Raw genomic sequence first — 14,604 nt, 5'->3', positions numbered from 1 at the left:
CTGAAAAAATAAGGAGCTTACTTTTAATGAAAGGAAAATCGAGGAATCTCTCATCAATTTGAGCGAATTCCTCAGTTATTTTGTATTTATAAAGGTCATAATTCGTTTCATATTGACCACGAAGATGATTGTGGCTGTCTGTAACTCCATGCTGAAAAGACCCGATGCCCTTGCGACATCAAAGACATGTCTCTGTTTTAGTTCGGTATTCTTCGCTTCGATTTTATAGCGATGTCTGGTAATTTCTTTAAAATAAGGTGTTTCCTGAAATTTCTTCTGGAAAAGATGGTCGTTACTCTTAATAGCTAATGAATAAGTCTTAGACTTTGTCCCCTCCTTATAACAACCTTCCTTGGAAAGGCAACTCTTGCACTTATCTTTGTCAAAGTAATGAGTGACAACTTAATTCTTATTTTGATATTTTTTCCCTGTCCTTGCTTTGCGAATAGCCATGTGTCATTCTGGATAGACAAATAGCTCTGCATCTTTATTAAATTCAAAGGCCTCCTCTTCTTTACGGTAACCTTTTGAAACAGAAGGGTTCAGTTTTGACACCAAATGAATCTTTTCTTTGCGAGCTAGTTGAATCTTGTCCTTTCCTGAATAAGCCGCATCACCAATAATAGTCTCGATGTCCAGACTATTTTCCTTTGTTTTAGCATATAACTCAGGTAAATATTTCCTATCACTTTGTTTGCCAGAAGTGACCACACAAGCAGTAATAATCCGTTCATCCGTCATAGCGATATGACTTTTATATCCATAGAAAGAGCTGTCGGCTGTCTTATGTCCGAGCCTAGTCTCCTCCTTAACAGAAGCTTCCAAGTATTCTAAGTCGTCCTCAACAGACTCTTTTAGGTAATTGAACTTTTGAGAGACAGCCGGTAGGGCTAAGAGTTCCTCGTGTTTTTTAACCATAGCCATTGACTCCTCTGTATATGTCAATTCTGCTTCGAGTTTATCTTCTTGAGGTTTCTTTGGAAATTCTATTTTGATATCTTCTGAATGTTGATAAATCGTTTTACGTAAAGCTTTTGAACGCTTCCTAAGAATTTCTTGGGGTTTCTTAGGATTATAATGAGATTTGGTGTGAGTGGCACCCACAATGAGGATTTTACTCTTAATCAAGTTGTGTTCGAGTGCAATTTGAACAGACTTCTGAATCAATACATCAAGCAGTTTGTAATCTTTAATTCTTAGCTTTCTAAATTTTGTCAGTGAGGATGGCTCGATAACAGAATCCTCAGGAGCTAGACCAAGAAAAAATTTAAAGGCCATATCTGACAAGGAACGTCCCCCCACATCGACATCTGATAACTTATAAATATCTTTTAACAAGAGATATTTGAACATCATAATCGGTGAATAAGCTTTACACCCAAAATAGGGACGATAATTCTTTTCTAGTTCATCATGAATAAAGCTAAAATCACAGAGTTCAGTTAGCTGACGAAAAAAGTGGGTTTTAGGAACCACGATATCATACAAACTAGAATAAGGACTGACATCCATAGTTAACTGATTATCAAGCATCATTTCACCTCATCTCTAGTTTAACAAAAAAGCCATCAATTTGATGACTTTTTCAGTGGGCTCATGAAACGCTATGAGTTTTTTGTTGCACTATATTTTACAATTTATCATTATAAAATAAATGCTGAACTTTTTGAAAGCTTCTAATTTGGAAAAATTAGAATTGCTGAAAAGTAAGAGTACATTAATGATATTTTATGAATATATGTACACACACTAATTAGTTATAAATATGAGAAGCGAAAATTATATTAGTGTTGTTGAACTGGGCTAAAGGAAAAGGGGAGAAAAAGTTATCAATTGAACGATACTTCAGTACCAATAAAATTGAGTACTAAAGTATACAAAAATTACTAATGGATTGAGACTTTTGTATTTGATCATACCGTAGAGAATATTAGTCAAATAAAATTGTTTTGTTTTCACTAATGCATTTCTTATTATTATCCCAGTAGTTAATACTTTCAAAGCTTCCTTTTCTTAAATAAAGCGGTATCCTTTTTCTTATATCATCTTGCATTGGTATTTTATCAATATCTTTTAGATTCCACCATTTTGGCTCACCTTCATCAGATGTGCTTAGTTCACCAGTAAACTGAGTACATAAAAAGTCATAGAAGACAAATCTCTCATTACCAATTGAATTAGTAAAGCCTGAAATTCCCTTTAATTCAAGATTTAATGCAGTGAGTCCAGTTTCTTCCTTAAGCTCCCGTAGTGCAGCTTCAAAAAAACTTTCAGGGAATTCAACTTTTCCCCCTGGTGGAATCCAACCAGGAAAATTATCGTGCTGTCTATTAAGTAATAAAATTTCTTGATTTTTCAAAACGCAAATATTAACCCAGTTTTTGATTTTTTCAGTCATATTATCAACCTCCAATAAGTATTTTTTCATATATTATACTATATGTCAAGAACTATATGCTATTTATGATTGTGACAAATGTGTCTCAGCCAAAGATTGATGATTTTTATGAAATAGCTGATTAACTCTCAGATATGACGATAAAATAATTTTTACAAGACTAGTTAACCTTATTATACTGTGGCAAAAAATAGAATTTCATTGATTTTCTGTATATATTTTCTATTGATTCAAATGGGATATATGTGGATCTTGTTTTACCTTTAAGAAAAGTTGATAATAAAATCAAGATATCTGAAGGATTTTAAGAAATGGATGGTATAGGTTATGTAATTTATATCAGAATTAGTAATATTCCTGAAAAAGCCTATGAATATGTTGTAAATGGGAGCTCTGCTATTGGATGGATTATAGATCGGTATCAAGTTAAAACTGATAAAAAATCTGTAATCACTGATGATCCAAATGATTATAGTGATGATGAAAAGTATATCTTCAAGTTGCTATTGAGAATTATTAATGTAACTATCCAAACGGTTGATTTAATAAATAGTTTACCTAAATTCGAAGTTGATGAATAGTTTTTAATAAGGAGATGAATACGTTGTCTAAAGTGTATTTGTCTTCTTTTATTTAAATTAAATTTTCAATAAACTGATTAATTTATCTTATGATATAATAAAAACAAGTACATTACATTAATTATCATAGTAAAGGAGTTGTTAAATGGAAAATTATAATGAGTTACTAACACTTAGGAATAAAATAGAAAATACACTGAATTATCAACTGTCACTAAGCAATTTAGAATTATATCACAGCAATCTATTTGCTGTTGTTCTGGAGAAGTCTGAATTTATTAATCATAAGTTTTTTAGTAATGTTATTGATATTAATAAAAAATATACAGATTTAAAGGTTTACAGAGAAAAAAATTCGATTGATTTAACTATCGAGGTTATTGATGAGGATAGAAGGACTCATGTTATTTTTATAGAAAATAAGGTTAAGTCTTTACCAGACAAAAGTCAATTAATTCGTTATTCTGAAAAAGATTCTAATGCTAAAGGGATACTTCTTAGTTTAGTTAAACCTGAATTTGAACTACCTGATAGTTGGTTTAGAAGAAGTTATGGTGAGCTAATTGAATATTATAGTGATTTACTTGATAAAGTAGATGAGACTTTTAGATTATTCTTAACAGATTATGTTGAATATATGAAGAATGTGAAAGAGTTTATTGAAAAGATAAGTTATGGCGAATCATACTTTTTAGAAGAGTGTAATAATAAAGTACTTGAAGGTATGAGATTAAGGTCTGTTGTCGAGAAGATTCATTATGCGAATTTAGAGAATAAGATTTCTGATTTAGAATATAAAACATACTCTGGTAGGATAAGAGGAGCTCATCATTTTGGGATTTATCTTCCTATCGAAGGTACTACGTCATCATTTGATATTCAGATACAAGGAAAACAGTATAGACATAAGGTTAATTTTTCTCTTGAAGATAAAGCAAAATTAGGTGATTTAGAAAGAATATGTGATAGTATAAAAGAGAAAACTTGTTTGTATAATTTCAATCTAGAGGATAATCCAATTTTAGAAAAATCATCTTCAAGAAAAAAATGGAAAACATATGGTAAAAAAGATTATTATGATTATGCTCATATAAAAAAACATGTATCTAGTAAAGAATTGATTAATTATATAAGAACGGATATTAAGAAAATTGAAGCGGATCTGAAAATTGTTAAAGATATTATTTTAGAAAATATTAAATCAACAACTAAATAAAAAAATTAAATACTGGTGGAGCAGTATTGATAAGTATCAATCTTCTAAAGGATTTATATATTAAGGTTGAAAAGTGTGCTCGCCCTCATCATAATGAAACACCTAGCCTATTATCTTAAGAAAAACAGATTCAGTAAGGAATGCAGAATAATCATTATTATTTAACCAAAAATTAGGAGAAAATAAATGAAATATGACTTTAATTACTGGCAATTCTCGCCGGAAAATCAATATTTGGATCGGAAATCCGCACGAAAGAAGCCACAAGAACTACTTAAGCACTTGATTGCCTTTGCTAATGCTGACGGAGGTCAGTTGATTATCGGGATTGAAGATGAAAAGCAGCATAATATTATCACTGGTTTTAAGGATGGGAAAGCCTATCCGATTGATGATTTCAAAAAGATAGACCGAGAGATGCGGGATACACCGTTGGATTTATCTTTTGAGGAAATACCTGTGATCAATCATAAGGGAGAAGACGACCTGATTTTGCTTATCTCAGTTGAATTATCATCGAATCGAGTGATTGCCGCTCCAAATGATGAAGTTTATCTACGACAGGGAGACGAATCAGTCAAGTTGAGTTATGAGCAACGTATACAACTTAGTTATGATAAGGGACAGCGTTTCTTTGAAGATGAAATCATTGAAGATGCCACATTAGATGATATTGATGAACTATTGGTTCAGGATTTTAAGGACCATTTTGATATTTCAGAACGTTCAACTGAGGAGATATTAAAGGCAAGAAGGTTTCTTATCAATGGTAAATTAACAAAGGCGGCTATTCTTATCTTTGGTAAGTATCCTTCAGCATTTTTCCCTCAAGCACGTGTTCGTTTTCAACGATTTGATGGGGTAGATGTAGGTACAGGAAGTGAATTTAATGTTATTAAGGAAGTAACATTTGATGATGCATTGCCTAAATTAATTGTTAAAGTTAGAGATTTTATTCGAACCCAGCTACGAGAGTTTCAGTATCTAGATAGTGATGGTAGATTTCAGATACTTCCAGAATATCCTGAATTTGCCTGGTTTGAAGGAATTGTAAATGCAGTAACCCACAGGAATTATTCAGTATACGGAGATCATATCAGGGTATTGATGTTTGATAATCGTTTAGAGATTCATAGCCCAGGAAAACTACCGAATATTGTAACTGTTGAGAATATAAGACATGAACGTTTTTCTAGAAATCCGCGTATAGCTCGTACCTTAACTGAATTTGGATGGGTCCGAGAAATGAATGAGGGAGTAAAACGAATCTATTCTGAAATGGAATCTGCTTTTCTCCATGAACCGTGTTACTCTGAACCAGGTAACAAAGTAGTTTTAACATTAGAAAACAGTATTACAAGTAGAACATTGAGAACGCGTGATTCTTTGGAAAGTAAACTTAGAGATTATAGTGATTTAAGTGTTGATGAAAAACTATTGATACAGTATATGTACAATACAGCAGAACCTATGACAACTAAAAAAGTAGCAGAGTTCTTAGGTAGGAGTGTTTCTTACTCGTCCAAATTATTGAAAACGTTGAGAGCAAAAGGCATTTTAACATGGTATGGGACAAGTACGAAAGATCGCAGTCAATACTATAAATTAGAAATGAAATAAAAACGAAGAAAAACGAAGAAAAACGAAGAAAAACGAAGAAAAACGAAGAAAAACGAAGAAAACATAGTTACTAATTAGTGAATTTATAAAGTAAGCTTACTTTTAAATTCATGAAATTCATTCGCTTTATAATTTTGCAATTCAATTGTTTGTATGGGAATGTGATTTTTATTATACATCATTTCACAACAAGTAACGAAACGAAGAAAAACGAAGAAAAACGAAGAAAAATAAATCGTTGTTTCTCAACTACATAAGCTCCGAAAACTAAAAAAGTGATAACCCTTTGATAACCTCTCGATTTTTAAAAGGATTATATATGTAAAGATTAAGGATTTATCTCTTAAATTTACTTGATTTTAGTGATAATTTACCATAAATATCATGATGTAGAAAAAACCAGGTCTTAAGAAAGCTCGTAAAGCATCACAATTTAGTAAACGTTAATCAATACGATTATATCAACGTTTCAAAGCACTCAAAAGTTTACCTTATGGGTGCTTTTTTCGTGTTTTTTTGAAAAGTTTACCTCAAAGTTTACCTTATTTTCACCTCATTGTTTTAGAGACTTTAAAGCAAATTCACCAACTGCCATAGGAACTACATTAGAAGTGTTGACATAAGTCTTTGTTGTAATCGTTTCACTATGCGTTAGTGCTTTATAGATTCCATAGTTTAATCCAGTTTTAGTTATTTTATTATTTCTTGAGTATTAGCTTCTCAGCAAAAACGTTGAGAGCAGGTGCAACAGAATTTCCATTCAGCGAAGTGTCCGATAAAAAAATAGGATTAACTGCTTCAACAAGAGCATCTTCTGGAAAGACTGTTGTAGAAGCCGTTGTAATAACGTGGAAGGCACCATGAGTTTCACTATTTAAAATATGTCTTTGGTACTTTCCTTCCTTACCAAAGACATAGCGTGGAGCATTCCCCAATTTTTCGTAGTAAGCAGTGCCGATAAATTCTGGTTTCATTTTTAAAGTTTCTGGGATCATAAGTTGTTTCCTTTCTGATTGTAAAATAAAAATAGTTAAGCTGGTAGCATCACTCTTGAGTAGTAGTGAGTAGAAAGTTTACGTTTAAACATTTCTAGTATAGAATTCCACTTCGGCATGAGAAAATCTTGTAACAAGTGATTTCTTTGCTAAAGACTCTAAGTTATTCAAAGCCTGAGTGTATAGTTGTGTGATTAGTTTATCAGATGAACTGAAGATTCTATAAGTAAATGTGTAATTATCGTAAAGTCGTTTACATTGTAGTGCGAAAAAAATTTGTCATAATTTCCTCCTTTATTGTAAAAGTAAAAAAGCTACCAAGAAAAAGAATACATAGTAGCTTTAGAGCGAGTCTATTGAGGTAGATAGACAGCAGTAAAGAAAAGTTATTTGGTTGAAGGAACTCTCCTTCACGGTGGCAACGTTTAGGCAAGGTACTTTGCGTAAATTACCATTGCTTTCCCTGCCAATCTCAAAAGGTAGTCACTATCATACCCCCTGGATTCTCTTACGCCCTTTGGCGAAGCCAGTTCACTTTACTATACGGAAAAGTGCGAAAGTCCGAAATGCGTGGAAGCCCACAAAAATGTTTTAAATGTTTTAAATCTTCACTTCAACCATCAAACAGACTTGACTTTTCTTTCCAAAACGTTCACAATAAAGGTACGAAGTTTAGTGTAGTTTTGGCAATCAGTCTTCTGGTTGTCAGACGCACTTTTTATTAAATTGTTAATGATCGTGATTTAGCCTTGAAGATAAGGTTATTATTTTCAATTGCTATACAACCATTAGCTGTTAATGTCAACGATTTTTTGCAAAAATTTAAAATATTTTTTTGAGGTCACATATGGAATTTGCAGAACGCTTGAAAACACTAAGGAAACAGGTGAAACTAACACAAGCTCAAATAGCTGAAAAACTAGACATTTCCCAACAAGCATATGCTTCATGGGAACGTGGAGTAAAAAAACCAACACAGGAAAATCTTGTTAAAATTGCACAAGTTTTGAATGTTTCAATTGACTATTTAGTTGGGAACTCAGAAGAAAAATCAGATGAATTAGATAATATTGAATTGCTTTTCCGTATGAACTCAAAGGGACTGACCGAAGAAGAAAAGGAAGTATTCAAGAAAGAGTTGATTGAGTTTATGGAAGAGCGGAAGAAGTATTTTGAGAGAAAGAATTAGTGATAACTATTGAAAAACTAGTAATAGCTTGATATAATATTGTTAACATTTTGGAGGCTTTAAAATTGATTATTAATCATGAAGAATTTTGGATTGCTATAATATTTTTGAGTGCTTTATTTTTTTTATTGTGGAATATAAATAGGTCAAAAGATGACTACATCAAAGATTTAAGTAAAGCTTTATTAGGTTCGTTATTTTCATTAGCAATCGTTTTTGGAGGCTACAATTCTTTTCGTTCTGAAACGGGTATGTTTCATAAACTAGTTTCGGGTGAGGTTATAGTTGGAATTGCAGTTGCTTTTCCTATTCTGCTAACATGGTATCGAAAAGATAAAAAAGAAAAAAAAGAAGAGAATGAGACTAAAAAGAAGCAATATATTTATCAAGTATATACGGAGTTAAAAAGTGATTACCTGAAATTGAAAGAAGATTTTCACAAAAAAGAAATGAATCAAATTTTAACTTTGGTTAGCCTTGAACAGATTATTGATAGAATTGAGCTGTTTGAGAGAATTTCAGGAAGTGAAGTAGATAAACAGAATGAATCATTTGAACCTATTGATTTCTTGTCCTTATTTGTATCGATACAAGAAAAATTAAAGAATCTTAGACCTGAATTTGAAATTTCAAAAGATCCCAATTCACTATATTATTCTTGGAGGATTCTCAATAATAAAATTATACATAAAATAAAATCTACAGCTCCTCATTATATGAATTTTGAAGATGTTTGTGCTATTGATTTTAATAAAAATTCTGATTTACTTGGTAAATATGCACGAGCTTCGTCTTTTTATGGCTGTGAGTTTAAAGCTAATGACTTAATGCAGTTTATTACTGTGAATGATGGTTTATATATTTTTAAAGATGTTTTCTTGGACAGGAAACTAACTTCTGAGGAAATTTCTCAAATTAAGGATGATATTGAGTTAAAAAGTTATTTCTATATTGATGAATTTGGTTCTATTCATAAATATCAGACTGATCAAGAAATTTCAAAAGAAAAAACTGTAATGTCCACTGAACAAAAAATTTCTAAAGATAATCAAAAAGATTTAAATTCAGCAATCAATAGAAAACAAAAGAATCAGACTCAAAAGATATTGGCTGATATAGGAGGAGAAGATGAGGAGGAGTATCGAAGGCCTTTTATATATGAACGTAGAGATTTATCAGACTATGGACCGATAAACAGGTTTATAGAATATGGAAAAGCTTTAAACGTTAGTATAAATGAAGAAAATTCAGGTGTTAAACAGCAGATTCTCAATATCTTGAAAGGAGTATATAAAACCTCACTTAATAACATGTCTAAAGACAATAGTTTTATTAGTATTAGTAAAAACTTTATTCCAGAAATGAAAGATAGTGATAAGGAGAAATTTGAGTGGCATTCATGGAATGTGTTGACAGAGAAAAAAATTAATGATCATAGCATATCGTTCTTTATTTTCGCTATTAAAATAACTGAAATGAAATTTGAATGTATTGTTATAACGAGAAAAGAGCTTAATGAATTACTTAAACTTAAGAATAAAACGATAGATAATAGATATTTCTTCTATTTCGCAAGGTTGAAATAATAGAGCTTGGGACAAAATAGTTCTCGACCACAAAAAAGCTAGAGATTTCCAATTATGGAACTCTAGCTTTTTAATTTTGAGTCGTTCTCTTATTGTATTTTAGGAGGTTATTAGCCATAAGTACCAATCCCATGTCAATTCTCACTTGACGCTTCCCTCTCAGATTACATCTCTTGTAACCCAAACAAGCCTTTATCTGCCCAAAGACAGGTTCCACATCAATCTTGCGTTGAGCGAAAATCTGTCTACCTTCAGGAGATAAAAGCGCCTGACATTCTTTAGCTTTCAAGTTTTGATAGCGTTCGTTCATATACAGTCCCTTTTGAGGAGCTGATTCAGGTTCGTCGGCGTAGTAAACCTTGATTTCCTGTTGAAAGTCCGTCTGTGTTTTCTGGTGCTTGATATGGTGAAAACGATAGCACCAGCCATCAGGATGTGTGTAGCTATCCTCCTTGTCATCATAGTGCCAATTCGCTAAGTTTCTATTCGACTGTTTATACCCTCTCTTCTGTTCCTTATCAAACATGGCATATTTAATCAGATGGTTTACCTGCTTTTCATCTAAACGAAGGAGGTTCTCTTCACTTCCATATCCAGTATCTGCGACAACTGTCTGTACGTCATGTGGATAGGTTTCAAGGAATGGCAGAAGAGTCTTGGTATCTGTCTGATTTGAGAAGATATCATAGTGAAGAACAAATTGGTTTTCAGTAGCGATTTGAAGATTATAAGCAGCCTTGAGTTGGCCATTTTTCATATGGTCTTCTTTCATTCGCATAAAAGTGGCATCTGGATCGGTTTTGGAAAAACTGTTACGCCCTTGAAATGTCTCCTGATACTTCTCATACTTTTCAGCACGTACTGAAAAATCATCTTTGACTTTACGCAAGACTTTCTTGAGTTTACGACGCGGGATTTTACGTTCATCCTTCCCTTTAACAGCTGTCTCCTCAATGTTCTGGTTCAGTGTTTCCAATTCTTCTTCAAGGACTTGAGCGAATGCAAGCAACTGCTCTGAGGAGATAGGATCTTGTGTGTCCAGTTTGATAGCTTGATGGATAAGGGGAGTGATTTCTTCTTGAAAATAGTTCTGTATCTGTTCTTGCAGTTTGGCGGAGAATTTCTCTGTCGCTTTCTTCCACACAAAACTATACTTGTTGGCATTGGCTTCAATCTTAGTACCATCAATAAACAGACAATCTAAGGTCACTAACTCTTCCATTTTTAAATGAAGATTGAGGTCCATGAAAAGATTACGTATGAGTTCTTCCATCCCTTCAGCGACTCGAAAACGATTGATGGTGCGATAGCTGATAACCAACGGTCCTGTTAGGTATTGCATAGCGAGATTTTCAATCATCATTTTTTCAATTTTTCGTCCAGAGAAAATCCCTTGTGAATAGGCAAATAGAAGAGTAGCTATAAGCATTTTAGGGTGATAAGACGGACGAGCAAAGTCATGATAGAAGGCATGGAAGTGACAATCCTCCAAGGTATTCACCACTTTTTCAATAGTAAAGACGAGATGGTCCTGTGGCAAGAAAGAACTGATTTCTAGTGGTAAAGTTGTTTGATCTGTGTTATAGTGAATATGCATGGGATGGCCTTTCTAAATGGTTTATTAAGCAATTCTATTTTACCAAGACTATCGCAACCATGCAAAAAAAGCAACGGCAAATCCGTTGCTTTTTTTGGAAATAAGGGACTATTGTCCCAGACTTATCTTTGGAAAAACTGTAGAATTTCAAAAATTACTACAAATCTTGAATTTTACTTATCATTTCAATGATTTAAATTGCTTACATTTTATTTTGATATGTTTTACGGTAATCTCCAGGAGAAAGTCCAGTCCTTTGTTTAAAAATTTTAGTAAAGTAAGAATAATTATCATACCCTACTTGACAAGATACCTGTGATATCGAGATATTTGTTTGGGATAGGAGAGATTTAGCAGCATTAATGCGCTTATCCGTTATATATTTAACAAGAGTTTCTCCAGTTTCTTTTTTAAAAATTCTAGCTAAATGATCTGCACTGAGGTAAACCATATCTGCTAATATAGAACGATTTATATCCTCATAGTAGTGATGATCTATGTATTCGACAATGCGTTGAATACTATTTTTCTGGTTTTCAATGTTTGTTGCAAATTTCTTAGCATGTGACCAGTAATAATCAAAGTAATCCTGAAAAGATTCAATTGAATGAAAGCGTCGTTGGAATAAGAAATCATGAGTGCTGTTTTGGAACAATTTATGTGCCGAAATTCCTTTTTGATCTAGATATATTCCTATTTGTTGAGTCCAATCTAGTAAAATTTGTTGTAGTGTGAAAGTAGGAATTTGAGAATTATAAGCAAGTGAATTAATTTTTTCTCTTAATTCGTATTCACTTAAGGTATCTAAAAAAGTAATTGAAAGAGTTTCTGTTTTAAAAGAAGTTGGAAAACTATGTGGAACACATATAATAGTATTCCAATAAGCGATATACTGTTCATTATAAGTGTAGAGTTCTTTAGTATGAAATAAAATATCGGATATTTTATGGCAACTCTTATATATAATGTTGGAGCATTTACTAAAGTTATTAGAAATTTGAGAATGAATCTCACATGCTAATTTGTCACTACGTTTTGATGAGTCTACTCTAAAAAGACAAACATATTGATCAACCTGGCTTTCCATCTTAAACAAACTTATCAGTTTATAAGAAGGTTGTGAAATTCTTTGAAGTTCTCTTTTTAGTTGAGAAGTCCATGATGGAGTTTCTATAGAATAATCTTCTTCATTAAGATTAATTGTTAAAACTGCAAGGAAAAAATACTGGTGTTTTTTAAGAATAAAATCTTGTTTGCTCGCTATGTTTTCTAGTTCATCAATGCGAGAAATTTGAGGTTTTCTAAGGTAATCATACCAGAAATTATCTTCTATTTGTAAAAGCGAATCATTTTTTCCATTTAAGTTATGATTCTCAATTTTACTAATGGCTTTTTGAATAATAAATTCTAATTTTTCAAAGTTAATGGGTTTTAGATAGTATTCGAAGCTTTGCAATTCAATTGCTTTTTGAGCATAGTTGAAGTCGGCGTAATTAGTTAAAAAAATTGTTTTTATATCATATTTTTCATTTCTAATCCAAGATAAGAGTTCGAGGCCGCTGCCTTGAGGCATTTCTATATCGCTTATCATGAGATCAATAGGATGCTCTCTAATAATATTTTGAGCTTGAGAGAGGCTATAGGCAACATAAACAATGTCAATGTGTAGTTTATCCCAATTTATTTTCTCTCGTAAAGCTTCAATGATAAAACGATCGTCATCAACTAATAAGATGTTCATTATAACCTCCGTCTATAATCTTGTATGGAATGAGTAAAAGAATTTTAGCCCCACCTTCTTCATTATTTTTAAATGTAATAGTATAGTCGTTGGGATAGAGAAGATTTAAACGTTCGATGGTGTTTGTGATCCCGATATGATGTCCATCTTCTGTTATTAGAGACTGTTTCTGATTTAGTTTTGATAAAATTTCTTCAGAGAAACCTGGACCATTATCCTCGATACAAATCTGAATATAATCTGAGTTCTCAGTTTTTACTTTTTTTATCGATAGCAAAATTGTAAATAAATCCTGAAATGAAAAACCGTGTTTGATTGTGTTTTCAATAAATGTTTGTAACAGTAACGATGGAACAAGAGTATTTTGTAGGTCATCATTGTAGTCTAGTGAAAAGTAGATGCTATTTCCATATCGAATTCGTTGTATTTCTAAATAATCTCTAATATGCTGAACTTCATCTTTAAGTTCTGAAAAATCTTGATTAGCCATAAATAAATGACGGAGATAATTTGAAGTTAGGATAGTTAACTCTTCAATTTCCTTATAGTTTTTTGTTTGAAGCATACTATGAATCATTGATAACATATTTAAGTAGAAATGCGGACGAATTTGGTTCTTAAGATAATTAAGTTCTATCTTCTTAAGTTCTAGTTGTGAATGGTATTCCCGTATTTTTAATTCTTGCATGTCAAATATTACTTTATTAAGTTTATCATTTGCCTTATCAATTTCTAGTATACCTTCAGATATAAAAAATTCAGAAGGGGGGATGGAGCCCCCAAATTGAGAGAGCCGTTCAGTGAGTCTTGTTATAGGTTTAATCATCCACTGACGAATATACAGGATAATGATGATTGATAAAATTGTGATAATGATAGGAACGGCTGATAAAAATACTTCTAAGAGTGTGATATTTCTAAAGACTTCGGCATAATCGACTAAAACATAAATATCGAAGGGTAAATGCGTTTTTTCATTTTGGGCATGAATTAGGTAATTAGCGGACGGTATATTGTTAGGCTCTTTTAGGGAGAGTTTGCCATTATTACCAATATTAAGTTTATTGAGAGGTTTTAGGATATCTTCTGAAGATATGACGGCATAAATGATTTTTCCTTCGTAATGAACAGATTTAACTAAGTATTCGCTGTTTTTAGTAGTTACATTTTTCCATTTACGGTCACTTATATCACTACGCAATGATTTTAGATTTGATTTTAACAGTAGATAATCTTCATATGGAATATAAAGATTGGAGACATTTATAAAATGATCAGTACTATCGGTTTCTAATAAGAATGTCATATGAGTTTCATTTTGATATTCAAACTCTGTAAAGCTAGTTTGAACTTTTTTAAGATTTTCTTGATACTCAAGAAACGTTTGTACATGATTTAATTTCTCTAAAGATTCATTATGCGTTATTGTTGAGTACATAAAGCGTTCTACAGAATGCAATTTCTCATTAACAGAATCAGCATAAATTTCAATTGAACTACGTAGGTGTACTATATTTTGGTTTTTAATAAAATTTCTGGTTATGTTACTCATAGCAATATTGATTAAAATATTTATCAATAGTAGTACAAGTAGGAGTTTAAAGAAAAAATGAATGGAATGTTTTTTTGATAAGTCGTGATTTAATTTCATATACTATTCTCCTCTTAAAATTATAGCACT

The 14,604-nt window shown here is 31.9% G+C and carries 9 protein-coding genes and 4 pseudogenes; 6 read left to right on the top strand and 7 right to left on the bottom strand.

Annotated elements, in window-relative coordinates; all coding sequences use genetic code 11:
• Nucleotides 1-75: 75 nt before the first annotated feature.
• Together B7700_RS07610 and B7700_RS07605 are read right to left on the bottom strand one after the other, a co-directional pair.
• A pseudogene (locus tag B7700_RS07610) lies at nt 76-1,533 on the bottom strand (transposase).
• 397 nt (nt 1,534-1,930) lie between these two features.
• Nucleotides 1,931-2,398: an 8-oxo-dGTP diphosphatase gene (locus tag B7700_RS07605; RefSeq protein WP_084888180.1), complete on the bottom strand. Its 468-nt coding sequence runs from the start codon at nt 2,396-2,398 to the stop codon at nt 1,931-1,933.
• A 338-nt stretch (nt 2,399-2,736) separates the two neighbouring features.
• Here B7700_RS07605 and B7700_RS07600 point away from each other — a divergent pair.
• The 3 genes and pseudogenes from B7700_RS07600 to B7700_RS07590 all read left to right on the top strand — a co-directional run.
• Nucleotides 2,737-2,979: pseudogene (locus B7700_RS07600) on the top strand (type ISP restriction/modification enzyme); the annotation flags it as partial.
• 145 nt (nt 2,980-3,124) lie between these two features.
• Nucleotides 3,125-4,195 (top strand): PD-(D/E)XK nuclease family protein, encoded by a 1,071-nt coding sequence (locus B7700_RS07595; protein WP_084888178.1) that lies wholly within the window; start codon nt 3,125-3,127, stop codon nt 4,193-4,195.
• Nucleotides 4,196-4,381: 186 nt separating this feature from the next.
• Nucleotides 4,382-5,815 (top strand): ATP-binding protein, encoded by a 1,434-nt coding sequence (locus B7700_RS07590; RefSeq protein WP_084888176.1) that lies wholly within the window; start codon nt 4,382-4,384, stop codon nt 5,813-5,815.
• Nucleotides 5,816-6,368: 553 nt separating this feature from the next.
• Here B7700_RS07590 and B7700_RS07585 read toward each other — a convergent pair.
• A pseudogene (locus tag B7700_RS07585) lies at nt 6,369-6,482 on the bottom strand (site-specific integrase); the annotation flags it as partial.
• Between the two features lie 31 nt (nt 6,483-6,513).
• A complete protein-coding gene (locus B7700_RS07580; RefSeq protein ID WP_084888174.1) occupies nt 6,514-6,810 on the bottom strand; it encodes a cytoplasmic protein in 297 nt (98 codons plus the stop codon).
• An 847-nt stretch (nt 6,811-7,657) separates the two neighbouring features.
• Between B7700_RS07580 and B7700_RS07575 the strand changes: the two genes are divergently transcribed.
• Together B7700_RS07575 and B7700_RS07570 are read left to right on the top strand one after the other, a co-directional pair.
• Nucleotides 7,658-7,999, top strand: a complete 342-nt coding sequence (locus B7700_RS07575) for a helix-turn-helix domain-containing protein (protein ID WP_084888172.1) — start codon at nt 7,658-7,660, stop codon at nt 7,997-7,999.
• A gap of 65 nt (nt 8,000-8,064) precedes the next feature.
• Nucleotides 8,065-9,585: a hypothetical protein gene (locus B7700_RS07570; protein ID WP_084888171.1), complete on the top strand. Its 1,521-nt coding sequence runs from the start codon at nt 8,065-8,067 to the stop codon at nt 9,583-9,585.
• Nucleotides 9,586-9,655: 70 nt separating this feature from the next.
• Here the strand turns inward: B7700_RS07570 and B7700_RS07565 are convergent, their stop codons facing one another.
• Nucleotides 9,656-11,182: an IS1182 family transposase gene (locus tag B7700_RS07565; protein ID WP_084888170.1), complete on the bottom strand. Its 1,527-nt coding sequence runs from the start codon at nt 11,180-11,182 to the stop codon at nt 9,656-9,658.
• On the opposite strand from B7700_RS07565, the pseudogene B7700_RS11335 reads away from it, so the two are divergent.
• Nucleotides 11,143-11,374: pseudogene (locus B7700_RS11335) on the top strand (hypothetical protein). The gene B7700_RS07565 and the pseudogene B7700_RS11335 overlap by 40 nt on opposite strands.
• Before the next feature lie 10 nt (nt 11,375-11,384).
• Here B7700_RS11335 and B7700_RS07555 read toward each other — a convergent pair.
• On the bottom strand, nt 11,385-12,923 hold the full coding sequence (locus tag B7700_RS07555) for a response regulator transcription factor (protein WP_084888169.1): 1,539 nt from the start codon (nt 12,921-12,923) through the stop codon (nt 11,385-11,387).
• Complete coding sequence (locus B7700_RS07550) at nt 12,904-14,574, bottom strand: sensor histidine kinase (protein WP_084888168.1); 1,671 nt, start codon at nt 14,572-14,574, stop codon at nt 12,904-12,906. Before B7700_RS07550 ends, B7700_RS07555 begins: the two co-directional genes overlap by 20 nt.
• Nucleotides 14,575-14,604 lie beyond the last annotated feature (30 nt).

This window comes from Streptococcus mitis (assembly GCF_002096755.1).
GTDB lineage: Bacteria > Bacillota > Bacilli > Lactobacillales > Streptococcaceae > Streptococcus > Streptococcus mitis_AC.
The sequence above is the reverse complement of the archived record's forward strand: the minus strand, read 5'-3'. Positions and strand labels throughout refer to the sequence as shown.